Annotated in this window: 23 protein-coding genes; 14 read left to right on the forward strand and 9 right to left on the reverse strand. The window is 74.4% G+C overall.

Features of this window, described 5'->3' with window-relative positions; genetic code table 11:
• Positions 1 to 44 precede the first annotated feature (44 nt).
• Complete coding sequence (locus tag AC24HA_RS05075; RefSeq protein WP_425709807.1) at positions 45 to 638, forward strand: hypothetical protein; 594 nt, start codon at positions 45 to 47, stop codon at positions 636 to 638.
• A 178-nt stretch (positions 639 to 816) separates the two neighbouring features.
• On the opposite strand, the gene AC24HA_RS05080 is transcribed toward AC24HA_RS05075, so the two are convergent.
• A complete protein-coding gene (locus AC24HA_RS05080; RefSeq protein ID WP_425709281.1) occupies positions 817 to 2,295 on the reverse strand; it encodes a CAP domain-containing protein in 1,479 nt (492 codons plus the stop codon).
• A gap of 177 nt (positions 2,296 to 2,472) precedes the next feature.
• On the opposite strand from AC24HA_RS05080, the gene AC24HA_RS05085 reads away from it, so the two are divergent.
• Positions 2,473 to 3,546, forward strand: coding sequence for a hypothetical protein (locus AC24HA_RS05085; RefSeq protein ID WP_425709280.1), 1,074 nt, complete (start codon positions 2,473 to 2,475; stop codon positions 3,544 to 3,546).
• 88 nt (positions 3,547 to 3,634) lie between these two features.
• The gene (locus AC24HA_RS05090) at positions 3,635 to 4,279 is read left to right on the forward strand and encodes a hypothetical protein (protein ID WP_425709279.1); all 645 of its coding nucleotides are present in this window, start codon (positions 3,635 to 3,637) and stop codon (positions 4,277 to 4,279) included.
• Here AC24HA_RS05090 and AC24HA_RS05095 read toward each other — a convergent pair.
• Positions 4,270 to 4,620 (reverse strand): acyl-CoA carboxylase epsilon subunit, encoded by a 351-nt coding sequence (locus AC24HA_RS05095; RefSeq protein ID WP_425709278.1) that lies wholly within the window; start codon positions 4,618 to 4,620, stop codon positions 4,270 to 4,272. The two genes, AC24HA_RS05090 and AC24HA_RS05095, sit on opposite strands and share 10 nt — an antisense overlap.
• Entirely contained in the window at positions 4,617 to 6,218 is a 1,602-nt protein-coding gene (locus AC24HA_RS05100; RefSeq protein WP_425709277.1) for an acyl-CoA carboxylase subunit beta, read from the reverse strand. The genes AC24HA_RS05095 and AC24HA_RS05100 overlap by 4 nt, the downstream gene beginning before the upstream one ends.
• A gap of 198 nt (positions 6,219 to 6,416) precedes the next feature.
• Here AC24HA_RS05100 and AC24HA_RS05105 point away from each other — a divergent pair, with 198 nt between their 5' ends.
• From AC24HA_RS05105 to AC24HA_RS05125, 5 genes are all read left to right on the forward strand, one after another.
• Positions 6,417 to 7,286 carry a biotin--[acetyl-CoA-carboxylase] ligase gene (locus AC24HA_RS05105; protein WP_425709276.1) on the forward strand — a complete coding sequence of 290 codons (870 nt, stop codon included), beginning with the start codon at positions 6,417 to 6,419 and terminating at the stop codon, positions 7,284 to 7,286.
• 208 nt (positions 7,287 to 7,494) lie between these two features.
• Positions 7,495 to 8,559, forward strand: a complete 1,065-nt coding sequence (locus AC24HA_RS05110) for an adenylate/guanylate cyclase domain-containing protein (protein WP_425709275.1) — start codon at positions 7,495 to 7,497, stop codon at positions 8,557 to 8,559.
• Positions 8,560 to 8,659: 100 nt separating this feature from the next.
• Positions 8,660 to 9,346 carry a response regulator transcription factor gene (locus AC24HA_RS05115; RefSeq protein ID WP_425709274.1) on the forward strand — a complete coding sequence of 229 codons (687 nt, stop codon included), beginning with the start codon at positions 8,660 to 8,662 and terminating at the stop codon, positions 9,344 to 9,346.
• Position 9,347: 1 nt separating this feature from the next.
• Positions 9,348 to 10,670 carry a sensor histidine kinase gene (locus AC24HA_RS05120; RefSeq protein ID WP_425709273.1) on the forward strand — a complete coding sequence of 441 codons (1,323 nt, stop codon included), beginning with the start codon at positions 9,348 to 9,350 and terminating at the stop codon, positions 10,668 to 10,670.
• Positions 10,667 to 11,377, forward strand: coding sequence for a lysoplasmalogenase family protein (locus tag AC24HA_RS05125; protein ID WP_425709272.1), 711 nt, complete (start codon positions 10,667 to 10,669; stop codon positions 11,375 to 11,377). Before AC24HA_RS05120 ends, AC24HA_RS05125 begins: the two co-directional genes overlap by 4 nt.
• On the opposite strand, the gene AC24HA_RS05130 is transcribed toward AC24HA_RS05125, so the two are convergent.
• Positions 11,267 to 11,884: a GtrA family protein gene (locus AC24HA_RS05130; RefSeq protein ID WP_425709271.1), complete on the reverse strand. Its 618-nt coding sequence runs from the start codon at positions 11,882 to 11,884 to the stop codon at positions 11,267 to 11,269. The genes AC24HA_RS05125 and AC24HA_RS05130 overlap by 111 nt on opposite strands.
• A gap of 76 nt (positions 11,885 to 11,960) precedes the next feature.
• Between AC24HA_RS05130 and AC24HA_RS05135 the strand changes: the two genes are divergently transcribed.
• Both AC24HA_RS05135 and purE read left to right on the forward strand, forming a co-directional pair.
• Complete coding sequence (locus AC24HA_RS05135) at positions 11,961 to 13,139, forward strand: 5-(carboxyamino)imidazole ribonucleotide synthase (protein ID WP_425709270.1); 1,179 nt, start codon at positions 11,961 to 11,963, stop codon at positions 13,137 to 13,139.
• 109 nt (positions 13,140 to 13,248) lie between these two features.
• Complete coding sequence (purE, locus tag AC24HA_RS05140; protein ID WP_425709269.1) at positions 13,249 to 13,776, forward strand: 5-(carboxyamino)imidazole ribonucleotide mutase; 528 nt, start codon at positions 13,249 to 13,251, stop codon at positions 13,774 to 13,776.
• Between the two features lie 3 nt (positions 13,777 to 13,779).
• Here purE and AC24HA_RS05145 read toward each other — a convergent pair whose 3' ends face one another.
• The 5 genes from AC24HA_RS05145 to AC24HA_RS05165 form a co-directional block, all read right to left on the reverse strand.
• Positions 13,780 to 14,943: a hypothetical protein gene (locus AC24HA_RS05145; protein WP_425709268.1), complete on the reverse strand. Its 1,164-nt coding sequence runs from the start codon at positions 14,941 to 14,943 to the stop codon at positions 13,780 to 13,782.
• A 44-nt stretch (positions 14,944 to 14,987) separates the two neighbouring features.
• Positions 14,988 to 16,385, reverse strand: coding sequence for an LCP family protein (locus AC24HA_RS05150; RefSeq protein WP_487563587.1), 1,398 nt, complete (start codon positions 16,383 to 16,385; stop codon positions 14,988 to 14,990).
• A gap of 91 nt (positions 16,386 to 16,476) precedes the next feature.
• A complete protein-coding gene (locus AC24HA_RS05155; RefSeq protein WP_425709266.1) occupies positions 16,477 to 17,862 on the reverse strand; it encodes an LCP family protein in 1,386 nt (461 codons plus the stop codon).
• Positions 17,863 to 17,997: 135 nt separating this feature from the next.
• A complete protein-coding gene (locus AC24HA_RS05160; RefSeq protein WP_425709265.1) occupies positions 17,998 to 18,456 on the reverse strand; it encodes a DUF2304 domain-containing protein in 459 nt (152 codons plus the stop codon).
• Entirely contained in the window at positions 18,456 to 19,148 is a 693-nt protein-coding gene (locus AC24HA_RS05165; protein ID WP_425709264.1) for a glycosyltransferase family 2 protein, read from the reverse strand. The genes AC24HA_RS05160 and AC24HA_RS05165 overlap by 1 nt, the downstream gene beginning before the upstream one ends.
• 104 nt (positions 19,149 to 19,252) lie before the next feature.
• Between AC24HA_RS05165 and AC24HA_RS05170 the strand changes: the two genes are divergently transcribed.
• The 4 genes from AC24HA_RS05170 (at position 19,253) to AC24HA_RS05185 (ending at position 23,562) form a co-directional block, all read left to right on the forward strand.
• Positions 19,253 to 19,852 carry an acyltransferase gene (locus tag AC24HA_RS05170; protein ID WP_425709263.1) on the forward strand — a complete coding sequence of 200 codons (600 nt, stop codon included), beginning with the start codon at positions 19,253 to 19,255 and terminating at the stop codon, positions 19,850 to 19,852.
• Positions 19,853 to 19,866: 14 nt separating this feature from the next.
• A complete protein-coding gene (locus AC24HA_RS05175; protein ID WP_425709283.1) occupies positions 19,867 to 20,973 on the forward strand; it encodes a DegT/DnrJ/EryC1/StrS family aminotransferase in 1,107 nt (368 codons plus the stop codon).
• A 5-nt stretch (positions 20,974 to 20,978) separates the two neighbouring features.
• Entirely contained in the window at positions 20,979 to 21,986 is a 1,008-nt protein-coding gene (locus tag AC24HA_RS05180; protein ID WP_425709262.1) for a Gfo/Idh/MocA family protein, read from the forward strand.
• 382 nt (positions 21,987 to 22,368) lie between these two features.
• Positions 22,369 to 23,562: a glycosyltransferase gene (locus AC24HA_RS05185; protein WP_425709261.1), complete on the forward strand. Its 1,194-nt coding sequence runs from the start codon at positions 22,369 to 22,371 to the stop codon at positions 23,560 to 23,562.
• Positions 23,563 to 23,574: the final 12 nt, after the last annotated feature.

A 23,574-nucleotide genomic window follows, 5' to 3' on the forward strand; every position in this document is an offset into this window, starting at 1 on the left:
CTCCTCAGCGTAGGGGGCGGGTCCGGGTCGACTAAGGTCCCTCCGTGCGTCCCTACCCCGACCTCTCGCCGCAGCACGGCCTCGTGCCGGTCGCCCCGCACCCGTTCCGCGACAACGCCTGGCGGCTCGCGCTCTACCTGGCGCTCATGGTGCCGCTCAGCGCCGCGGTCGTCATCGGCACCCAGTGGTGGCGAGCGATGGAGGTCACCCCGGTCGACTGGCCCCTCGTCGGGATCGTCCTCGCCCTCTCGTGGGTGGTCGTGCTCGCGATCGTCGTGGCCGTGCTGCGTCATCACGGGCGCCGTCTCGAGGTCGACCTCCTCGGACGCCGGGTGGCCGTGCGCGAGGAGGAGGCCTCCTTCGACGACATCGCCGCCATCACCACCCATTCCGAGGTGGCGCGTCGGGGGGTGGTCCCACCCGGGATGCGGGCGGCCACCGGCGGCGCGCCGACGGTCTGGGTACGCCTGGCGTCCGGCGCCGTCGTCCATCGCCCGCTCGCCCGCCCCCTCGGCGGTCGGATGCGCCAGCGCGACGCCTGGCTGCTCGCCGAGCTGTGCCGGACCAGCGGGGCGCCCGACGCCGAGGCGACCCGCGGGGCGATCCACCGGTTCTACGACTGGCCCGAGTCGCGCTGACCGGCCGGGCTCCGCGCCGACCTGGACTGTTCCGGGTCGAGCTGGACCGCGCTGCGGTCCGTCTCGATGGCGAAATGTCCAGCTCGGCGTGGCCCCGGGCCGGACGAGCCGCGACCCCGATGAACGACGACAGGGCCACCGGCCGGTCGGCCGGTGACCCCGTCGGGTCGAGCGTGGATCAGCGGGTCTGCTCGATGCGGACGACCCCGAGGCTGTCCGCGCCGTCGCCGTCCCAGTCGCCGAACGCGGCGACGTCGCCGTCGCGCCCGTAGCGGGTCTCGATCACCTCGGCGTCGGAGGCCATCTCGTTCGTCACGAAGAAGTCGGCGCCACGCTGGAGGGCGAGGCTGTCCGCGCCGTCGCCGTCCCAGTCGCCCACGAGGACGAGGTCACCGTCGCGGCCGAGCGAGATCTCGCCGTCCACGCCTGCGCCGGTCGGATCGTTCGTCCAGATGACGTCGGAGCCGCGTCGGATGCCGAACGTGTCCGTGCCGTCGCCGTCGAAGTCGCCCACGAGGAGCGTGTCCCCGTCGGCACCGAAGGCGGCGAGCTCGATCTCGCCCGGGTTCTCGAGGTCGTTGATGATCTGCAGGACGTTGCCGTCACGGACCGCGAACGTGTCCGTGCCGTCGCCGTCGAAGTCGCCCTGGACGATCTCGTCGCCCGGCTCCCCGAGCCGGACGACCTGCTCGGCGGGTCCGGTGCCGAGGGTGTTCGTCAGGTGGATCTCGTTCCCGCGGCGCACGGCGATCGAGTCGGACCCGTCGCCGTCCCAGTCGCCGACGAAGATCTCGTCGCCCTCGACGCCGTAGAGGAAGCTGTGCGCGGCGTCGCCGGCGAGCTCGTCCGAGAGCAGGAAGCGCGGCGTGCCGGGCAGCTGCTCGGGTTCGGGCTCGGGGGCCGGCTCCGGCTCGGTGCGCGCGGCGTCGCGGGAGGCGGCGTCCGCCTCGCGCGCGGCATCGGTGTCCGGGGCCACCTGGTCGTTCTGCGCCTCGGTCTCGTCCTGCGGCTGTGCCTCGGGCTGGGGCGCGGTCTCGGGCTCCGGGGCCGGCTCCGCGGGCGCGGGCTCGGCCGGCGCGGGGGTCGAGCCGCCGGGGCCGCCGCCCGGGTAGGTGGCGAAGTTCTGGGTGGCGAACACGCGTCCGTCCCCCGAGACCGCCACGCCGACGCCGAAGTGCGTGTAGGACCCCGTGAGCAGGATGTTGTTGTGCACCGGCGAGTTGCGCCACTGGCTCATGAAGTAGTCGGCCTGGTGGTCCGGGTAGATGCCCCAGGACAGGATCTCCGAGGTGCCGGTCGATCCGGCGGGCACGGCCGACCGGCCGTAGTCGCCGCGGTGGACCATCGAGCCGATGCTCGCCTGGTGGTTGGACCAGGACTGCGCGACCGAGTCGATGGACCCGGTGCGCGTGAGCTGGGACAGGCCGTTGGCGGCGCGGTAGGCGTTGGTCTGGGCGGCGATCGCGTTGGCGACCTGGTTCTGCCAGCCGGCGTCGGTGCGGATGACGGGGCTGACGGTGCGGACGCCCGAGGGCGCCTCGGCCGCCTGGGCGGTCGTGACGGTCGCGCTCGCGGCGGCGACGGTCAGGAGTGCGGTGGCGACCCGGGGGGCGAGGGTGCGGCGCCGGGCGTGGCGGCCGCGCGGGGGTGCAAACACGTCGGTCGGTTCTCCTCGTTATCGGAATGTTACGAGCCGACGCTAAACCGTGACCTGGCGTGCGGTCGAGGGGCTGTGCCATGTCTCACCGGGCCCTCATCGATGCCTCACCGACCGCTCGTCGATCCCTCGTCGGGCGTCCGTCCGTGCCGGACCCGCGCCGGTAGCCTCATGCCGGTGACCTCACCAGCACCGACGGCCCCGGGGCCGCAGCCGATCACTCGCGGGGCGATCGTGGACAACGCGCCCGTCCTCGTCCTCATCACGGTGGGGGTCGCGCTCGTCGGGGCGTTCGGCGGTCTCTCGGTCGGCGGCGGGTCCGTGGCCTGGACGATCGGCGGGTTCGGGATCGGCCTCGCGCTGACGGCGTTGATCTTCTGGCTCACGCTGCGCCCGTACGTCCGGGTCGACGTCGACCTCGGCGCGGGGACCGTCGCCGCCAAGGGGCGCACCGTGCCGCTGAACGAGATCGACCAGCTGCACATCGGGCCGTCGAGCTTCGGGATGCTCGGCAAGCCCGGTGTCCACATGGCGTTCGGGCGCGGGACCGACGTCGTCGCTCCCGTCTACCTCAAGGGCGCGCCGCTCCGCCGGATCCCTCGGCCCCAGGCGCAACTCCTGGCCGAGGCCATCCACCGCACGTCCGCCACGCCCGCGCCCGACGCCGTCGAGGCCCTCGTGGCCGGCGGGTTCATCGACCGGCCCACCTGGCACGAGGTGCCCGACCCGACCCGGCCCGAGGGCATGGTCCGCTACCTGCTCGTCGGCCCGCTCACCGGGCGGCCCGACCCCGACGGCCTCGCGCGGGTCGCCGGCAACCTCTCGCTCCCGGTCGAGACGCTCGCCACCGCGATCCGCGGCAGCGTGCGCGCCTCCCGCGAGGTGGCGGAGGCGCTCGCCGGGGCAGGCATCCAGGTCGAGCGGCTCCAGGGTCACGACGACGCCGCCTCCGGCGGCAAGGCGCAGGGCGAGGAGACGGTGGACCCCGCCGTGCTGACCGAGCGCGCCCGCGCCGTCACGGTCCTCACCGAGGGGCCGCGTGACCTGACCGGCGTCACGGGTGCGGACTCCACGGCCGCGGTGTACGAGTACGCGGCGCTCGTCAACCCGGCGGGTGCGCGGCAGATGATCGAGCAGCTCGCCGCCGCCCGCCCGGCCGACCGGGAACGGCAGCTCGAGGCCGACCCCGGCCTGCGCCGCGTGTGGGAGCGGCACGCGCAGGCGCACGGGAACGGCACGACCGCAGGGTGACCAGGCCTGGGCCCGCCGGGCGGGTCGGTCCGCTCCGGCCCGCAGCTACCGTGGCCCTCGTGCCAGAACCTCGGTCCCGGGTGACGCCATGAGCCGGTGGTCCGCCCACGGACCCGGCGCGGTCGCCCGCTCCGGTGCGGTCTCGATCCCGCGGCCCGCGCTGTGGGGGTTCGTCTGGCGCTGCCTGCTGTACGCGGCGCCGTTCGCGGTGCTCGGCTACGGCGTCTTCCGGGCGGAGGGGGCCGCGAGGCGCGCGGCCTCGCACGAGATGGCGCTCGTCGCTGTCGGCCTGTGCGTGCTCGTCTTCGCCGCCAGCTACGCGCTCCTCGCCCGGCCGCTCGTGCGGAGGATCAGCTACGACCGCGGTGCCCGGACCGTCACGGTGCGCGGCGAGCACGCCTCGTTCGACGACGTCGCCGACGTCGGCTTCATCGAGTACCGGAGGCGGCGGGGTGTGCGCCCGGACCCGCGGTCGCGCCCGCCGGCCGAGGGCCTCCCGTCGGTCGACACGATGATCTACGTGACCCTGCGGTCCGGCACCCAGGCGGCCCGGCCCTTCCGGATGCGGATGGTCGCGCGGACCATGCCTGAGCCCGACGCGCGGCTCCTGCACGAGCTCGCCACGGCCGTGCGCGCCCCGAGCCTTGCCCAGCTGACGGCGGCGTTCGCCCGGCAGTACGGGTGGGGGCCGCACACCGGAGCGCCTGGATCGGCGGCGCCCGGCTACCGCTGAGCGGACCACCGCCAGGCGCCGGCGCCCACGCTGCGCACGCCGAGCCGGTGGGCGTGGTCGGTCCACGCCGATCCCGCGCCGGAGGGACCGCGCTCGGGACCGTCGGCCTCTCCGCTCCCCGGCGCGCCCTCCGTCCGCGCCAGCGCCCGCGCGGTGGCCAGTCCGGCCAGCAGCGCGGCGAGCTCGTCCTCGTCGGGCGTGCCGGACAGCACCCGCAGCGCCGCGAGGGCCTCGACGTCGGACACCGAAGGGCGCGCCTCGCCGGGACGCTCGTGTGCGGCGACCAGCTCGTCGTCCCCCTCTGGGCCGGTCCAGTCCCGCGCGTCGCCGAGGTTCGTCACAGCGGGATGTTCCCGTGCTTCTTCGCCGGACCGGACGCCCGCTTCGTCCGCAGCGCACGCAGCGCGCGGACCACCTGGGAGCGCGTCTCGTGCGGGGCGATGACCGCGTCGACGTCGCCGCGCTGCGCGGCCTCCCACGGGTTGATGAGCGCGTCCTCGTACTCGCCGGTCAGGCGCGCCCGCTCCGCCTCGACGTCGCCGCCCTCCTCGTCGACCTTCCGCAGCGCGGAGCGATGGAGGATGTTGACCGCGCCGCCGGCGCCCATGACCGCGATCTGCGCCGTCGGCCAGGCGAGGTTGATGTCGGCCCCGAGCTGCTTGGAGCCCATGACGATGTAGGCACCCCCGTAGGCCTTGCGCGTGATGACCGTGACGAGCGGGACCGTCGCCTCGGCGTAGGCGTAGATGAGCTTGGCGCCGCGCCGGATGATGCCCTGCCACTCCTGGTCGGTGCCCGGGAGGAACCCGGGGACGTCGACGAACGTGAGGATGGGGACGTTGAACGCGTCGCACGTGCGCAGGAACCGGGCGGCCTTCTCCGCGGCGTCGATGTCCAGCGTGCCGGCCATCGAGCTCGGCTGGTTGGCGATGATCCCCACCGGGCGGCCCTCGACGTGGCCGAACGCGGTGATGATGTTGGGCGCGAACGCCGCGGAGACCTCGAGCGACTCGCCGTAGTCGACGACGTGCTCGATCACCGTGTGCATGTCGTAGGGCTGGTTGTCCGAGTCGGGCACGAGGTCGTCGAGCTCGTGGTCGATCGCAACGATCTCCGCGGAGTCCTCGCCGTCCGCCGGCGGCCAGGTCGGCGGCTCGGAGAGGTTGTTGCTCGGGAGGAAGGAGAGCAGGGCGCGGACGTAGTCGATCGCGTCGTCCTCGTCGCTGGCCGCGTAGTGCGCCACGCCGGAGCGGGTGGAGTGCGTCGAGGCCCCGCCGAGCTCCTCGAACCCGACGTCCTCGCCCGTGACCGAGCGGATGACGTCCGGACCGGTGATGAACATGTTCGACGTGCCCTCGGCCATGACGATGAAGTCCGTCAGCGCGGGGGAGTACACGGCGCCGCCGGCGCTCGGGCCGAGGATGAGCGAGATCTGGGGGATGACGCCGGAGGCCGCGACGTTGCGGCGGAAGATCTCCGCGAACTGGGTGAGCGCCGCGACGCCCTCCTGGATGCGTGCACCGCCGCCGTCGGAGATCCCGATGATCGGTACTCCGGTGCGCAGCGCGAGGTCCATGACCTTGGCGATCTTCTGGCCGTGCACCTCACCGAGGGAGCCGCCGAGGACGGTGAAGTCCTGGCTGTAGACGCAGACCTGCCGGCCGTCGATCGTGCCGTGGCCGGTGATCACGCCGTCGCCCGCCACCCGCTTCTTGTCCAGCCCGAACGCGGTGGACCGCAGGGTCGTGAACGCGTCGAGCTCCGTGAAGCTGCCGACGTCGAGCAGCGCCTCGATGCGCTCGCGCGCGCTGCGCTTGCCGCGGGCTGACTGCTTGGCCGCGCCGGCCTCCGTCACGGTGTCGATCTCCTCGGCACGGCGGCGTGCGAGGTCGTCGATCTTGGCCCGGGTGCCGGCGGTGTCGGGTCTGGCGTCGCTCACCCGTGGCAGCCTAGATGCTTGCGGGGCAGGCCTCGACGAGGTGCGTCGTCCGGAGCGGTCCGGGCAGCGTCCCGAGCCGTCTCCAGCCTGGTGCCTCCGCACCGCCTCGACGCCGCCCGGAGCGATCTGGACGCCGACTCGCGAGTTCTCGTGGTGGCGCAGCCGCGCGCGGGGCGCGACACGTGGTTGGCTTCGCCCATGAGCCCCTTCAGCCGCGTCGTCGAGCTTCCCTCGACCGGCTCGACCAACGCCGACGCCCTTGCGCTGGCGGACACCGACCCGGACGAGTGGCCGCACCTGTCGGTGCTCGTCGCCCAGCGCCAGACCGCCGGGCGCGGGAGGGCCGGTCGCGAGTGGCTGACCGGCACGGGGGCCGGCGACGCGCTGACCGCCTCGGTGGTCCTGCGCGTGGACCTGCCGCCGGTACGGACCACCTGGATCCCGCTCGTGGTCGCGCTCGCCGTACGCCGGGCGCTCACCGACCTCGGGGCGCCGGCGGCGACCAAGTGGCCGAACGACGTCGTGCTCCTCGGCGCCGGGACCGAGCCCCTCGACGGCTGGGGCCGCAGTCGCAAGGTGGCCGGCATCCTCGTCGAGGTCAGTCCGCGCACCCGCGCGATCGTCGTCGGGATCGGCATCAACGTCGCCCCCGGCAGCGCCCCGGTCGCGTGGGGGGCCGGCCTGGGCGACGTCGGCATCGACGTCACGCCCGCCCAGGTGCTCGAGGCCCTCGGGGCCCATCTGCCGGGCCTCGTGGACCGGCTCGTCGCCGCCGGTGGGGACGCCGACGCGGCCGCCCTCGCGGAGGAGGTCGCCGAGGGGACGGTCACTCTCGGCAAGCGAGTGCGCGTGACCCTGCCCGACGACACCGAGATCGTCGGCACCGCCGGCCGGCTCGACCCGACCGGCGCGCTCGTCGTGATCGACCGCTCGGGCGTGGAGCACGTGCTCGTCACGGGCGACGTCACGCACCTGAGGTTCGTCCAGACCGAACCGGCGGTGCCCGCGGGGGACGGCACGGCCGGGGACGGGACCGTCCTCGACGACGAGACCCGCCTGTCCGGCTGATGCCCCGCTCCCGTCCCGCACCCGCCCCGGCGAGCGGCGGCCCGCGGGGCCGGAGCGCCACCCGGGACGAGAGTCCCACCCACGGACCGCCCTCACCCACTACCATCGCTCTGTGATGCAGCACACGCCGGAGGGTCGACCTGCCGTCGGCCCTGTCGACGGTGGGTGCCGCGCGCGCCCCGGGCAGGGCGCGGACACCGTCCCCGACGTGCCTCCCGAACCGGATGCCGACGTCGCGACCGCCGTCGCGGGCGTCGACGCCGGGACCGTCGACGAGCGGGTCCGCGCGCTCGTCGGCTCCGACGCCGTCTACACGATCCGCGAGCTCGCCGAGCGGGCCGGCACGTCGCTCGAGCTCGCCCACACGTTCTGGCGCGCCATGGGGTTCCCCAACGTGGGGGAGAACCACGTGGTCTTCACGGACTCCGACGTCTCGGCCCTGCGCTCGATGGCCAGCCAGCTCGACGAGGGCCGCATCGACATGTCGACCGCGATCTCGCTGCTGCGCGCGCAGTCCCACACGACCGACCGCCTCGTCCTGTGGCAGACCGAGGCGCTCGTCGAGGGCCTCTCGCGGCAGCTCGGCATCGACGACACGAGCGCCCGGCGCCTGTTCCTCGACCGTGTCGGCGGCCACACGGAGGTGCTGGAGAAGCAGCTGACCTATGCCTGGCGACGCCAGCTGGCCGCGCTCCTGCGTCGTACCGAGGCGGAGGTCGCCACCCGTGAGCCGAGCGCCGACCTCGGCCCCGGCGGCGCCGACCGCTACCCGCTCACGCGCGCGCTGGGGTTCGTCGACATGGTCGCGTACACGCGCCGGTCGACCGAGCTGGGCTCGGCGGCGCTCGCGGACCTCGTGCAGACCTTCGAGTACACGTCCCGGGACGTCATCACCTCCGCCGGTGCCCGCATCGTCAAGACGATCGGCGACGCCGTGCTGTACGTCGCCGACGACCTCGTGCTCGCCGCCGAGGTGTGCGTCGACCTCATCGCCGCGCTCACCGCCAAGGAGCGGATGCTGCCGGTGCGGGCCTCGCTCGTGTGGGGCGAGGTCGTCTCCCGGTTCGGGGACATCTTCGGCCCCAGCGTCAACCTCGCCTCGCGCCTCGTCGACGTCGCCCCCGCGGGCTCCGTCCTCATGGACTCCGCCACCGCCGACGAGCTCTCCGCGCGGGACCGCGTCGGCACGTTCCGGATGGTGCCGCTGCCGGCCGCCGGGCTGGAGGGGATCGGCCAGGTCTCGCCCGTCGAGCTCGTCCGCGCCGCTCCCTGACCGGTTTCCCGGGCTCCTCGGCGCCGTCGCCGCGACCTCGCGGAAGGCCCGTGACCCGTCGACTTGACCAAACGTTGACGATTACGCCTACGATGTCGATGTGACTGACGTGCTGCTCGTCGAGGACGACCCTGCGATCGCCGAACCGCTCGCCCGCGCCCTCGGCCGGGAGGGCTACGAGGTCCGCTCCCACACCACCGGTGGGGCGGCCCTGGAGGACGTGGGGCAGGGCGCCGACCTCGTCGTCCTCGACCTCGGGCTGCCGGACATGGACGGACTCGACGTCGCACGTGCCATCCGCTCGCGCGGGCTGACCGTGCCGATCCTCGTGCTCACCGCCCGGGCCGACGAGGTCGACCTCGTCGTCGGGCTCGACGCGGGGGCCGACGACTACGTCACCAAGCCCTTCCGCCTCGCCGAGCTCCTCGCCCGCGTGCGGGCACTCCTGCGCCGTGCCGGCGGGGACATCACCGAGGAGGACGAGCTGGTCGCGCAGGACGTCCGGGTCGACGTCGCCGCCCACCGCGCCTTCCGCGGGACCCGCGAGATGCACCTGACCGCCAAGGAGTTCGAGCTCCTGCGCGTGCTGGTGCGCGACGCCGGGTCCGTCGTCACGCGCGAGGCGATCATGCAGGAGGTCTGGGGGACCGACCCCACGGGTTCCACCAAGACCCTCGACATGCACGTCTCCTGGTTGCGCCGCAAGCTCGGCGACTCGGCCGACCAGCCGCGGTACATCACCACGGTGCGCGCCATCGGCTTCCGGTTCGAGACATCCGGAGGGTGATGTGCGCCGCCGCGCGATCCGCATGATCGTCGTGGCGGTGACGGTGGCCGTCGTGGTCGTCGGCGCGCCGCTGGCGGTCTTCGGGGGGGCGATGATCTGGGGCGACCAGCGCGCGACCCTCGACCTGCGCAACTCCTCGCTGTCCCGGTCGGTCGAGCGCCGGATCGCCACGGACGAGGGGCTCGACAACGACATGCTCATCGCCTGGGTGGGCGGGGACAGCAACATCGAGGCGAACATCGTCGTGCGCAGCCCCGACGGTGAGATCTATCGTGCGGGGCCGGACATCGAGGGTGACGTCATGCGGTCGGTGAGCCGGACCCCGTCCGGCGCCGAGGTGATCATGGAGATCGCCATCGCCCACGTGTGGTTCCGGGTCCTGCAGGTCGTCGGCATCATCGCGGTCACGTCGATGATGGCGCTGGGCATCGCCGTCGCGATCGGCTCCCGGCTCGCCCGCCGCCTGTCCGCGCCGCTCATCTACCTGGCCGCCTCCGCCGAGCAGATCGGTTCGGGCCAGGTGCGTCCGCGCATCCAGGTCTCCGGCATCGAGGAGATCGACCTCGTCTCCGCCGAGCTCGTGCGAACCTCGGACCGGATGGCGGGCCGACTCGCCGCCGAGCGCCAGTTCGCCGCGGACGCCTCCCACCAGCTGCGCACGCCGCTGACCGCCCTGTCCATGCGCCTCGAGGAGATCGAGATGACCGCCGAGCAGGAGGAGGTCCGCGAGGAGGCGCGCCGGTCGCTCGAGCAGGTCGAACGGCTCACCGGGGTCGTCGACGACCTCCTGAGGACGTCGCGCTCGGCAGGCGGCGGCTCGACCGAGGTCGTCAACCTCGACGAGATCTTCGCCCAGCAGGACGAGGAGTGGCACCAGACGTTCGTGGCCGCCGGCCGCGAGCTCACCTTCTCCGACGACGTCGACATGCCGGTCCTCGTCACGCCCGGCTCCCTGTCCCAGGTGCTCGCCACGCTCATCGAGAACTCGCTGAAGTACGGGGCCGGGACGACGACGATCACCACCCGCTCGGCCTCGGGCGCCAAGGGAGTGTTCATCGACGTTGCGGACCAGGGTGAGGGGGTCACCGACGAGCTGGCCCCCGAGATCTTCACCAAGCACGTCTCCGGCGGTGCCGGCACGGGCCTCGGGCTGGCGCTCGCGCGCGAGCTCGTCGCGGCGGACGGCGGACGGCTCGAGCTCACGCAGCGCCGCCCGCCGATCTTCCGGGTGTTCGTGCACGCCGTCCCGCGCGAGCTCACGCCGGAGGCCGTGCTCCCGCAGGGCGCGCTCGTCTCGGTCGGGCGCCGGCGAGGGAGGCGGTGACCGTCCCCGCGCCGACGGGACGACGTCGCGGCCCGTCGCCCGCGGCGGTCACCACGGCGATGGTCGCCACGGTGGTCCTGGTCGTCGTCACGCTCGTCCACCTGGTCGCCCAGCTGACCGGCCCGGCGATCCTGCGGGAGGTCACCCAGCCGCTCATCCTTCCGCCCCTGCTGCTCGCCGTCCTCGCCCTGACCCCGGCGCCCCGGTCGCGCACGACCTCCTGGGCGCTCGCCGCCCTCGCCCTGTCCTGGGGCGGCGACCTCGTGCCCCGGTTCCTGGACGTCGGGGGCTTCGAGGCGATGCTCGTCCTGTTCCTCCTGGCCCACGTGTGCTGGCTCATCGCGCTGTGGCCGCGGCGCCGGAGCACACCCGTGTGGAGCTCGCCCGCGCTCGTGCTGCCGTTCCTCGGGTACGGGGTCGTGCTCGTCATCCTCTGCGCGCAGGGCGCCGGCAGCCTCCTGCCGGCCGTCGTGGCCTACGCGGCGGCGATCATCGGGACGGCGCTGCTGGCCCCGGCCCTCGGGACGGCCGCCGCCGTCGGCGCCCTCGTGTACATCGTCTCCGACTCGCTGCTCGCCCTGCGCACGTTCGCCGGACTAGACCTTCCGGGCCACGGCATGTGGGTGATGGCCACCTACGTCGCCGCGCAGGTGCTGCTCGCCGCGGGGGTCGTGCGCGTGCAGGGGCGGGAGCGGGCCGGCCGCTGAGGCGACCGCCTCGTCGTCGGGGGTGGTGGTGTCGGGAGGGCCGTCGGCCGTGTGGTCCTCGGTGAAGACGACGTACCGGTAGCAGACGTAACGGAACGCGGTGCCGAGGACGAGACCGACCCCGTTGGCGGAGATGTTGTCCGCGAGCGGCGAGGTCAGCCCCAGCACGTAGTGGGAGAACGCCAGGCAGCCCACGGCCACGAGCATCCCGCCGATGTTGACCAGCACGAACATCAGGGCCTCGCGGTGGGCGGCCGCGCGGCGCTTCTCCCGGAACGTCCACAGGCGGTTGCCGATCCACGCCACGACGATCGACACGGACACCGAGACGACCTTCGCGGTCAGCGGCCGGTCGCCGAGGAGCTCGCCGGGGCCGAAGCGCAGCAGGTTGAACAGGCCGATGTCGACGACGAACGCCGACAGGCCCACGGTGCAGAACCGGATCAGCTCGATCCACCACTGGCGCCAGGTCTGGCCGCGCAGGAGCAGGTCGATGAGGCGTCGCACCGGACAACCCTAGGTCGGGTGGGCCGCGCCGGTGGGGTCGGGGTGGGGGAGTTCGCACCGTCTAGGGTGGATCCTCGTGACCAGACGGACCGTGGCCGTGATCGGCGGTGGGCAGCTCGCCCGCATGATGGCACCGGCGGCGCTCGCCCTCGACGTGCACCTACGGGTCCTCGTCGAGTCGGCCGACGCGCCGACCGCGCAGGTGGTACCGGACTCGGTCGTCGGCCGGGCCGACGACCTTCAGGCCGTGCGGCGCCTCGTCGAGGGTGCGGACGTCCTCACGTTCGAGCACGAGCACGTGCCCGCCGAGGTGCTGGACGCGGTCGCTGCCTCGGGCGTGCCGGTGCGGCCCGGTCCCGCCGCCCTGCTGCACGCGCAGGACAAGATCGCCATGCGCGAGCGGCTCGGTGAGCTCGGCGTCCCGTGGCCCTGGTGGACGACCGCCGCCGACGCCGCCGGGGTCGCCGCCGCGATCGCCGAGGCCGGCGGGCCGGTCGTCGTCAAGACCGCCCGCGGGGGCTACGACGGCAAGGGCGTGCGGGTCGTCGCCACCCCCGACGACGTCGCGGACTGGCTCGACGACCTCGCGCCCGGCAGGCGGCTCCTCGTCGAGGAGAAGGTGCCGTTCGTCCGCGAGCTCGCGGCGCTGACCGCGCGCCGGCCGGGTGGCGACGCGCCCGGCGGGTCCGGTGGGCCCGGTGACGTGCGCAGCTGGCCGGTGGTCGAGACGCGGCAGCGCGGTGGGGTGTGCGCCGAGGTCCTCGCCCCAGCCCCCGGGCTGCCCGCGGAGCTTGCGGAGCAGGGCCGTGCCATCGCCGAGCGCGTCGCGACCGGCCTCGGCGTGACCGGGGTCCTCGCCGTCGAGCTGTTCGTGGCACCGGTCGAGGGCGGCGGCGAGCGGCTGCTCGTCAACGAGCTCGCCATGCGCCCCCACAACTCGGGGCACTGGACGATCGACGGCGCCGTGACCAGCCAGTTCGAGCAGCACCTGCGGGCGGTCCTCGACCTTCCGCTGGGCGATCCGTCGGCGCTCGCCCCCGCCGCGGTCATGGTCAACCTGCTCGGCGCCGAGCGGCCCGACCCGGCCGCCGCGTACCCGGCGGTGCTGGCCGGGCACCCGCGCGCGAAGGTGCACCTCTACGGCAAGGAGGTGCGCCCCGGCCGCAAGCTCGGGCACGTCACCGAGGTCGGCGAGCGGCACGAGGCGCTGCTCGTGTCCGCCCGTGCCGCCGTCGACCTGCTCCACCGCGGCTGAGCCGGCGCAGGCGGCCACGCAGTGGTCGGGACGCGCCGCCGGGGCCGGCCGCGGTGGGAGGATGGCCGCGGGCCGGAGCCGCCGGCCGTCACGGGACCGGGGAGTGAGCATGGTCGAGGTCGGGATCGTCATGGGGTCGGACTCGGACTGGCGCGTGATGTCGGCCGCGGCGGTCGCGCTCGACGAGCTCGGCGTGACCCACGAGGTCGACGTCGTCTCCGCGCACCGCATGCCGGACGAGATGATCGAGTACGGGCGCACCGCGGCCCGGCGCGGGCTGCGCGTGATCGTGGCCGGCGCGGGCGGGGCCGCGCACCTGCCCGGGATGCTCGCCGCCGTCACGCCGCTGCCGGTGATCGGGGTCCCCGTGCCGCTGGCTCACCTCGACGGCATGGACTCCCTGCTGTCGATCGTCCAGATGCCGGCGGGCGTGCCCGTCGCGACGGTCTCGATCGGCGGGGCCCGTAACGCCGGCCTGCTCGCCGCCCGGATCCTCGGGGCCGGCGAGGGCGCGCGCGCCGAGGAGCTCCGCGAACGGATGGTCGATCTCCAGGCCGACCTCGCCGACTCCGCGCGCGCCAGGGGAGTGCGGCTGCGGGCCTCCCTGACCGCCGAGCAGGGCGAGGACCGGGCCTAGGAGCTACGCCTGCGGGCCCGCCGCGAGGTCGCCCCGAGCCTCCTCGGTGCCGTTGGCGGCCTGCCCGACGAGCGGGTGGTCGGGGGGCACGAGCCGCTCGAGGTCCGCCGTCAGTGCCTCGAACTGCTCGAGCGCCCGGGCGGGATCGACCTCGAGGGTCGCCCACGCCTCGCGATGGCGCGCGTCGAGCGTGGACAGGTGCTCCGGGCCGACGTCGGGCCGCCCGGTGCGCAGCGCGACGAGCTCGGCGAACACCTGGCGGGCCTCCTCGAACCTGCCCTTGGCCGCGAGCAGGTCCGCGCTGCGGGCGGTCGCGACGTCCGCGAGCTCGAGGTCGTCGGGGCGGTAGCGGCGGGCGTCCCGGCCGAGGAACATGTTCGCGTCGAGCGCCTCGTCCAGGCGACCGGCCTCGACGAGCGCCGTCACGTGCCGGGCGCCGGCCCGCAGCGCGGTGCCCGACGTCGGACCGTCGAGCGCGGCGACGACCTCCGCGCGGCGGGCGTACGCGTCCACGGCGCCCTCGGGGTCCTCCGCGCGCGTGCGGGCCTCGGCGAGGACGAGCAGCGCGTCGGGCAGCAGCTGCCGATCGGCCGGGGTGTCGGCCCGGGCCACGAGTGCCTCGGCGTCGTCGACCCCGGCGCCGTCGGTCGCGGCCCGGCGCAGGTCGTCGGCCAGGGGGGCCTCCGCGTCGGCCCCCTGCTCGTCCGTCTGCTCGTGCGACCCGGTGTCCGACCCGGCGTCGGACCCGGCGTCCGGCCCGCCGACCTGAGCGAGCTCGTGCTCGAGGGACGGCGTCTCGTGGCCGCGGCCCGAGGCCTCGAGCGCGGAGATGAGGGCCGTGACGAGCCCGGCGCGGGTCTCGGCGTCCTCGGGTCCCAGCTCGCGCGCGAGGACGACCCCCGGACCGAGGACGTCGACGGCCTCGTAGTGCCGGCCGAGCCGCCCGAGCGCACCACCCAGCTCACCCCGGACGAGCAGCACGTCGGGGTCGCCGGGGCCGTACACGGACTCGGCCCAGCCGAGGACGTCGCCCAGCGCGGTGACGGCTCCGGCGTGGTCGCCGGCGTCGAGCAGGTGCCCGGCGCGGTCGACCTCCTCGCTCAGGCGGGCGTCGTCGTCGGGGGTGGGACGCCCGGGGGCGGGGCCCTCGTGCGGGTCGGTGGTCATCTCAGTCCTTCCTCGCGCGAGCCGGGCGTCGCGCACCCCTGACGCTATCCGCCCGCGGGGTCCGTCTGCTCCTGGTCGGACGGGCTGATCGTCCCCTCCCGCACGGACTCCAGCCACGCGGGCAGCGCGTCGGCGTCGAGCAGCACGGTCGCCCCCAGCCCGCCGGCGCGGTAGGCGGGGTCGGCGACGGGCGGTGCGCCGACGAACCCGCCGCCCGAGGCGCTGCGGAACGCCAGCGCCATTCCGCCCAGGTCGACGATGCCGGTCTCCTCGTCCGTGACGAGCACGTCGGTGCCCGTGCGGGCGAGCGAGACGTGCCTGCGCGGGTCGAGCAGGGTGCCGGGGGTGGCCACGGAGTCGGCGATGGCGCCGATCACCTGGCGCTGGCGCATGCCGCGGCCGATGTCCCCGGTGGGGTCGGAGTAGCGCATCCGGGCGAAGGCGAGGGCGGTCTCGCCGTCGGAGACGTGGCAGCCCGCCTGCCAGCTGAGACCGGAGAAGTCGTCCTCGACGTCGTAGTCGAGGCACAGCTCGACCCCGCCGACGGAGTCGACGATCTCCGACAGCCCGGACATGCCGATCTCGACGTAGTGGTCGACGGTGAGCTCCATGAGGCCCTCGACGGTCTCCACGAGCAGCTCCGGGCCGCCGAGCGAGTAGGCGGCGTTGAGCTTGTTGTCGCCGTGGCCGGGGATCTCGACGAGGGTGTCGCGCGGCAGCGAGATCAGCGAGGGCGTGCCCGACTCGGGATCGTGCAGCACGAGGATCGAGTCCGAGCGGGAGCCCTCCACACCGTCGTCGATCGCCCCGCCGCGGGAGTCGGTGCCCGCGAGGAGGTAGGTGGTGCCGGTGGTGTCCTCGGCGCCCGACAGCGCGGCCGTGTGCGAGATGCGTCCGTCCGCCCAGATCGCGAGCCCGACCGGCCAGGCGATCACCAGGACCAGGAGGAGAACGAGGAAGAGCGCGACGACGCGGCCCGGCCGGCGGCGACGCCGGCGCTGCCGCGGCGGGCGGCCCGGCGGGGGTGGCGGAGGCGCCTGTCCCGGATCTTCGGGGTACCGGGGCGGTGCCTCGCCCGGCCCGGGGCGGCGTGGGTCGGTCGCCCCGTGAAAGGCCGGCCGGTACGACGGTGGTGCGTAGGCCGGCGGCGGTGCCGAGGGACGCCCGGGCGCCTCGCGCCCGGCGGCGGGCACGGTGCGGGTGGCGCCGATCTCGTCGCGCGCGGGGATGCCGGCGCGGTCGCTGGGGGCGCGGCGCGGCGAGCCCGTCGGAGCGGGCCGGGGGCGTCGACGGTCGAACCGATCGGCCGTGGGCTGGCGCGGGGGAGCGGGCGGGCGCCCGGCGCCGTCGACCTGCCGGGTCGCCTCCGGCTGCTCGCGCGGGCGTGCTGGGCGACGCTTGCTCCTGGGCGCGAACGACGGAGGAAGGTCGTCGTCGTTCATCGTGTCCCCCCGGTCGTCCGTCCAGCGAGAGGCACCGTACGCGCGGGGAGGCCCGGAACCGTGGCACCACCCCGAGGGAGGCGGGTGGCGGTCAGCGTGTGCACGGGGGCAGGGGGGCAGCTTCCGGCTCGTCGGTCGGCGCGGGCGGCGCCGCGTCGTCGGGCGTGCCGAGGCCGTCGGACTCGTCGGTGGGAACCTCCGGGGAGGCCTCGGCCCGGGCCGCGTCGCGGGCCTCCTGGGCGATCTCGCCGCCGGTGCCGATCGCCGTGCCGGTGTCCTCGGGCGCCGCGCCGTCGGACGCCGCCTCGCCGGACTCGGACTCCTCGGCCCCGCCGCCGAGCTCGGGGTCCGCCGCCACGGTGGCGTTCGTGACGGGCTCGTCCTCGCGCAGGGCGGCCCAGACGTCCTCGGCCTCCTCGGTCGCCGTCACGCGGTAGCCCGCGGGCTCCCAGGGCATCGTGAGGAACCCGATGTTCTCGCCCTCGAGGCCACGCAGCGACACGGCGAGCCCGGCGAGGTTCCGGATGCTGCCGAACTCCGGGGAGGTGGTGAGCGTCTGGGTGCCGGCGTCGAGCACCGAGTACAGGCGCGGCAGGTCGAACAGCACGCGACTCGACAGGACGTCGCGGGCGATGGCGCTCACGAGCTGCTGCTGACGGCCGATGCGGGAGATGTCGGAGCCGTCGCCGAGCGTCTGGCGGGCGCGCGCGTAGCCGAGCGCCTCCTCGCCGTCGAGGATCTGGCAGCCCTGCTCGAGCTCGAGGCCGGCGGCCGGGTCGGCGATCTCCTCGTCGACGTACATCGGCACCCCGTCCAGGGCCTCGACGACGCCGATGAACCCGGCGAAGTCGACGACCATGTAGTCGTCGATGCGGACGTCGGTCAGCTCCTCGACGGTGGCGATCGTGCAGGCGGCGGCGGCGCTGACGTCACCGTGCTGGCCGCCGGTGTGGAAGGCGGAGTTGAAGATGGCCTGCTCGGCCGGCTCGGTCTCGGTGCCGTCCTCGAGCGTGCAGGAGGGGATGTCGACCAGGGTGTCGCGCGGGATCGAGACGACGTCGACCCGTTCGCGGTCCGAGGAGATGTGCAGGATCATCGTGGTGTCCGAGCGCATGCCCTCGACGTCGGCCTCGCCGCCCTGAGCGGCGTTGTCCCCCTCGCGGGTGTCGGACCCCATGACGAGGATGTTCATCGCCTGGCCGGCGTTGGGGTCGTCCGGGTCCTCGTGGACGGTCGGGCGCTCGTCGTCGTCGAGCAGGTGGTCGACGTCCTCGGTGGTGATGTTGCCCTGGAGGTCGTTGTACATCGCGGCGACGGCCCCGATGCCCACCGCGACGACGGCCGCCGCGGCGCCCGCGATGATCGGTCCACGGCGGCGCCTGGCCCGCGCGGGGGCAGGCTTGCGGTGCCGGGGTCGGTAGGGCTCGTCGCGCGGCAGCTCCGGATCCGCCGCGCCGTCCTGAGCGTCGGTCGGCATCGCGTTCACGATACGGGCAGGCGGCCCCGGCGTGGGCCTTCGTCTGCGGCACGGCGGCGGGTAGTTCTGTCCTGCCGCTGGTGCTCGGTCCGCGCTGTGGCCGGTGTCTCGTCGCAGGTGGCGCGGTGCGGGCCGCTACCCGGCGGCGTCGTCCGCGCCCGGCCGGTCGTCGTCGGCGGGGCCGGTGCCTGCCCCGGGTCCGGGCACGGGCCCGGCAGGGGCGTCGTCCCGCGCGGCCCGCCGTGCGTCGTCGTCGGCCTCCCGGATGGCGAGCCTGCGGGCGAGGATCGTCGTCTGCCGGTCGCGGCGCGCGTGCCCGCGGGCGGTGACCACGACGTACCCGAAGAACATGACGACCAGCACGTACAGCACGAGGTCCGTGCCACGACCGACCCCGACGAACCGGGCCGCCTGCGAGACCCACGACGGGAACAGGACCGACAGGGCGGCGAGCACCATGAAGCCGAGCAGCCCGAGCCGGCGGATCGCCTGGTGGCGGGAGCCCGCCGTCGAGCGGGTGAGCAGCACCGTGAAGGCGACGACGGCGACCAGCAGCAGGATCTGGATGAGGCGGGTGTCCCCGGAGACGGGCATCAGCGGATCACCAGCTCCCAGAGGATGTTGACGGAGTTGAGCAACGACTGTCCCTTGGCCTTGGAGTAGTCGGTGTAGACGATCTCGATCGGGTGCTCCGCCCACGGCAGGCCGGTGCGGCCGAGCTCGAGGACGATCTCGGTGGCGTGCGCCATCCGGTTCTGCTTGAGGTCGACGCGCCGTGCGGCGTCGCGGCGGATGACGCGCAGCCCGTTGTGGGCGTCGGTCAGGCGCATCCCGGTGGACTGGTTCGTCACCCAGACCGCGGTCTTGAGGACGATGCGCTTGAGGAACCCGGGCTTGGTGCGGTCGTCGAGGAAGCGCGAGCCGAAGACGACCGCCAGGTCCTCGGCGCGCGCCCGCTCGACCATCTGGACGGCGTCGACGACGCGGTGCTGCCCGTCGGCGTCGAAGGTGACGAGGTAGCGCGCGTCCGTGCGGGTGACGACGTACTCGATGCCCGTCTGGAGCGCGGCGCCCTGGCCGAGGTTGAACGGGTGGGTGACCACGAGGGCGCCGGCCGCGGCGGCCGCCGACCCGGAGCCGTCCGTCGAGGCGTCGTCGACGCACACGATGTGCGGGAACGTCTCGCGCGCCTCCGACACGACGCGGCCGATGACGGACGCCTCGTTGTAGACGGGGATGACGAGCCAGGCGTCGTCCACGGGTGGCACCATGGGCATGGGCCGCATTGTCGCAGGCTCGTGGACGACAGCAGGGCAGCGTGCCGTGCGCGGGCCGGTCGCGGGAGCGGTCGGTGCGGGCGGTGCGCGGCCCGGGGAGCGAAGGGCAGCGCATGACCGCACGGATCGTGGACTCCGCCGACGTGGCGACCACCGCCCGCATCGGCGACGGCAGCTCCGTCTGGCACCTCGCGCAGGTGCGAGAGGACGCCATGCTGGGGGAGGGGTGCGTCGTCGGGCGCGGTGCCTACATCGGCACCGGCGTGGAGATGGGACGGCACTGCAAGGTCCAGAACTACGCGCTCGTCTACGAGCCCGCGCGGCTCGCTGACGGCGTGTTCGTCGGCCCCGCCGCCGTGCTCACCAACGACACCTACCCCCGCGCGATCAACCCGGACGGCTCGCTGAAGTCCGCCTCCGACTGGGAGGCCGTGGGCGTGACCATCGAGGAGGGCGCCGCGATCGGTGCCCGCGCGGTGTGCGTGGCACCCGTGACGGTCGGCGCCTGGGCCACCGTGGCGGCCGGCGCGGTCGTGACCAAGGACGTCGCCCCGTACGCGCTCGTGGCCGGCGTACCTGCCAAGCAGATCGGTTGGGTAGGACGTTCGGGCGCCAGACTGGTGCCGGACGGGGAACAATGGCGCTGCCCGATCAGTGGGCAGCGGTACGCCCTGACCGACGGCGTGCTGACCGAGACGGAGGAGAACGCGTGAACGACGAGCTGCCCATGATCCCGCCGGCGAGGCCCATCATCGGCGACGACGAGCGGGCGGCGGTCGACCGCGTGCTCGCCGGCGGCATGATCGCCCAGGGGCCAGAGGTCAAGGCCTTCGAGGAGGAGTTCGCCTCCGTGCTGGCGCAGGGGCGCGAGGCGGTGGCCGTGAACTCGGGGACGTCGGCCCTGCACATGGGCCTGGTCGCGGCCGGGATCGGCGAGGGCGACGAGGTCATCGTCCCGTCCTTCACGTTCGCGGCGACGGGAAACTCGGTGGCCCTGACCGGCGCCACGCCGGTGTTCGCCGACATCGAGCCGGACCACTTCTGCCTCGACCCGGAGTCCGTGCGGGCCTCGGTGACCGAGCGCACCCGCGGCATCATGCCCGTCCACCTCTACGGGCACCCCGCGAACATGGACGCGCTCCAGGCCATCGCCGACGAGTTCGACCTGCAGATCTTCGAGGACGCCGCGCAGGCCCACGCCGCCACGCTCGGCGGGCGCCAGGTCGGCACCTTCGGGGCGTTCGCCGCGTTCTCGCTCTACCCCACCAAGAACATGACCTCCGCCGAGGGCGGCATGGTGACGACGGGGGACGAGACCCTTGCGCGCCGGGTGCGCCTCCTGCGCAACCAGGGCATGGAGAAGCAGTACGCCAACGAGGTCATCGGTTTCAACACCCGCATGACCGACGTGCACGCCGCGATCGGGCGGGTCCAGCTCGGCCGGGTGCTCGGCTGGACGGAGCAGCGGCGCGCGAACGCGGCGTTCCTCGACGCGAACCTGTCCGGCGTGGTGGTGCCCCCCGTCGCCGACGGTGCGGAGCACGTCTACCACCAGTACACGGTTCGGATACCCGTCGAGGGCGACGGCGGCGCCGAGCGCGACCGCATCGTCACCGCGCTGCGCGAGGAGTACCGGGTGGGCAGCGGCGTGTACTACCCGATCCCCAACCACCGCCTCGAGTCGCTGGCCGTGTTCGCGCCGGACCTCGAGCTGCCCGAGACGGAGCGCGCCGCGCAGCAGGTGATCTCCCTGCCGGTGCACCCCTCGCTCGAGCAGGGTGACCTCGACCGGATCGTCGCCGCCGTGGCGGCCGTGACGACGGCGGGGGCGTGATCGCGATGGCTGAGGACTTTGCTTCCGGCGCGCCGCTGCGGGTGGGGCTCATCGGGCTCGGCTCGATGGGGCGCCACCACGCCCGCGTGATCCGCGAGACCGAGGGCATGGACCTCGTGGCCGTGGCCGACCCGGGCGGGGACCGCTTCGGGGTCGCCGGGGCGCTCGAGGTGGGGTCCGACGTCGAGTGGTTGATCGACGCCGGCATCGAGGCCGCCATGGTGGCCGTGCCCACGGTGTACCACGAGGAGGTCGCGCTGCGCCTGGCCGAGGCCGGCGTCCACACGATGGTCGAGAAGCCCATCGCGCACGACGTGGCCGCGGGCCGGCGCGTGGCCCAGGCCTTCGAGGAGGCCGGGCTGACCGGGGCCGTGGGGTACGTCGAGCGCTGCAACCCCGCGATCGTCGCCCTGCGGGACAAGCTTGCCGAGGGGTTCCTGGGGGAGATCTACCAGATCCAGACGTTCCGGCAGGGGCCGTTCCCGGCGCGCATCTCGGACGTCGGGGTGGTCAAGGACCTCGCCACCCACGACGTCGACCTGGCCGCGTTCGTCGCCGGCTCCCCGTACAGCTCGATCTACGCGCGCACGACGCACCGTTCGGGGCGCGAGTTCGAGGACATGGTCGTGGCGACGGGACAGCTGGCCGACGGCACGATGGTCGGCCACACGGTCAACTGGCTCTCGCCGTTCAAGGAGCGGCGCACGGTGGTCACCGGTGAGCGGGGGGCGCTCGTCGCCGACACCCTCAACATCGACCTCACGTTCTACGCCAACGGCACCGTCCCGACCGAGTGGGACGCCGTCGCGGCCTTCCGGGGTGTGTCCGAGGGTGACATCACGACCTACGCGATCCCGAAGCGCGAGCCGCTGCGGGTGGAGCAGGAGCGGTTCCGGGACGCCGTGCGCGGCGTGTCTGACGAGGTGGTGTCGATGGCCGAGGGCGTGCACACGCTCGAGGTGGTCGAGGCGATCCTGTCCGCGGCCGCCGACGGCCAGGCCGTCCAGCTGTAACCGCTGCGTCGACGACCTGGCGCCGCGCGGGGCCGACCACGGATGGTCGGCCCCGCGTGCTGTCCATCGACCTCGCGCCTTCGGGTCGAGCGCACAGGTCGAGTGTCGAACCCACCGGTCGAGTGTCGAACCCACCGACGCCGTCGGCAGGGTCGGCGCACCGTGTGTGGGCTGGGCGTCGGACGGTGAGGTCGACGACACCCTTCACCGTCAAGGCGCCGAGGACGCGGACCGCCGTCGAGGGCACGGGTTGCGCGTCGAGGGCGCGGGCGGCGGGGGGCCACTCGGCACGTCGACCGCGTCCTCGGCAGGTTGACCGCGTCCTCGGCGCATCTCCGCCTCGCCCACTTCCGCCCCGCCCACCTCGGACACAATGGATCCCATGCCAGCCGCGCGCCGTCCCTCGGAGAGCCACGCCCGCCGCCCGCGCGTGACCGTCGCGTCCCGCATCTGGGACCCCGAGCCGGCCGCCGCGTCGTTCCGCCTGGCCGCCCTCGCCCGCGGCCTGCGCGACGCCGGCGCAGCCACCCGCGTCCTCACCGCGCAGCCACCGGCGGGTGCCACGATCGCTGACCACGCCGGCACCCGCGTCTCCCGCGCGCCGGTCCTGCGCGACGCCGACGGCTACCTCCGCGGCTACGTCCCCTACCTGTCCTTCGACGTCCCGCTCGCCGCCCGACTCCTCGCGGACCCCGTCCCGGACGTCTACGTCGTCGAGCCGCCGCCCACCACCGGGCTCGTGGTCCGGGCGGTGGCCACGCTCCGCAGGAGGCCGTACGTGGCCTACGTCCCCGACATCTGGTCCGACGCCGCGACGTCCACGGGTGCCCCCCGCGCGATCGTCGAGGTGCTGCGGCGCTCGGAGTCCGCCGTCCTCGCCGGCGCGGCGGCGACCATCGCGGTGTCCGACGACGTCGCCGCCCGGGCGGAGGAGCTCGGCGCCCGCGGCGTCGTCGTCGTGCGCGGGGGAGCGGACACCGAGACGTTCACGCCGACCGGACCGATGCCCGACGACGACGACCCCCGCCCGTACCTGCTCTACGCGGGCACGGCCTCGGAGTGGCAGGGCGCGGACGTGTTCCTGCGCGCGCTGCCGCAGGTCCTTGAGCAGGTGCCGGACGCGCGCGTGGTGTTGATCGGTCAGGGCAGCGCGTGGCCGGAGCTCGAGCGCCTGGCCGCCCGCCTGCCGCGGGGGACGGTCGAGCTGCGCGGGCTCGTCGGGCAGGCGGAGGCGGCGCGCTGGCAGCGGGGCGCGCAGGCGGCGCTCGTGTCGATCCGGCCCGGCATCGGCTACGACCTCGCCTACCCCACGAAGGCATACGCCGCGTGGGCGTCCGGCGTCCCGGTGATCTACGCGGGCCCCGGCCCGGCTCGGGCGGACATCGCCGAGAGCCGCCTGGGCTGGGCGGTCGAGCACGACGCCGACGACGTCGCACGGGCGATGGTCGCCGCCCTGACCGGCGAGCGAGGGCCGCGGGACGCCGAACGGTTGGCCGCCTGGGTGGCGGAGAACGCGTCGTCGGCGGCGGCCGGGCGCGCGGCGGCGGAGGTCGTGCTGGGCGCGATCCGCGCGTAGGTGCGCTGCCGT

This window comes from Georgenia sp. Z1491, assembly GCF_057652395.1.

Coding starts and splice junctions, on each gene's coding strand:
- AC24HA_RS05175 (WP_425709283.1), top strand. CDS start 19,867: ATGATCCCGCCGGCGAGGCCCATCATCGGCGACGACGAGCGGGCGGCG.
- AC24HA_RS05165 (WP_425709264.1), bottom strand. CDS start 19,148: ATGCGGCCCATGCCCATGGTGCCACCCGTGGACGACGCCTGGCTCGTC.
- AC24HA_RS05150 (WP_487563587.1), bottom strand. CDS start 16,385: ATGAACGACGACGACCTTCCTCCGTCGTTCGCGCCCAGGAGCAAGCGT.
- AC24HA_RS05160 (WP_425709265.1), bottom strand. CDS start 18,456: ATGCCCGTCTCCGGGGACACCCGCCTCATCCAGATCCTGCTGCTGGTC.
- AC24HA_RS05090 (WP_425709279.1), top strand. CDS start 3,635: ATGAGCCGGTGGTCCGCCCACGGACCCGGCGCGGTCGCCCGCTCCGGT.
- AC24HA_RS05155 (WP_425709266.1), bottom strand. CDS start 17,862: ATGCCGACCGACGCTCAGGACGGCGCGGCGGATCCGGAGCTGCCGCGC.
- AC24HA_RS05185 (WP_425709261.1), top strand. CDS start 22,369: ATGCCAGCCGCGCGCCGTCCCTCGGAGAGCCACGCCCGCCGCCCGCGC.
- AC24HA_RS05145 (WP_425709268.1), bottom strand. CDS start 14,943: ATGACCACCGACCCGCACGAGGGCCCCGCCCCCGGGCGTCCCACCCCC.
- purE (WP_425709269.1), top strand. CDS start 13,249: ATGGTCGAGGTCGGGATCGTCATGGGGTCGGACTCGGACTGGCGCGTG.
- AC24HA_RS05180 (WP_425709262.1), top strand. CDS start 20,979: ATGGCTGAGGACTTTGCTTCCGGCGCGCCGCTGCGGGTGGGGCTCATC.
- AC24HA_RS05105 (WP_425709276.1), top strand. CDS start 6,417: ATGAGCCCCTTCAGCCGCGTCGTCGAGCTTCCCTCGACCGGCTCGACC.
- AC24HA_RS05170 (WP_425709263.1), top strand. CDS start 19,253: ATGACCGCACGGATCGTGGACTCCGCCGACGTGGCGACCACCGCCCGC.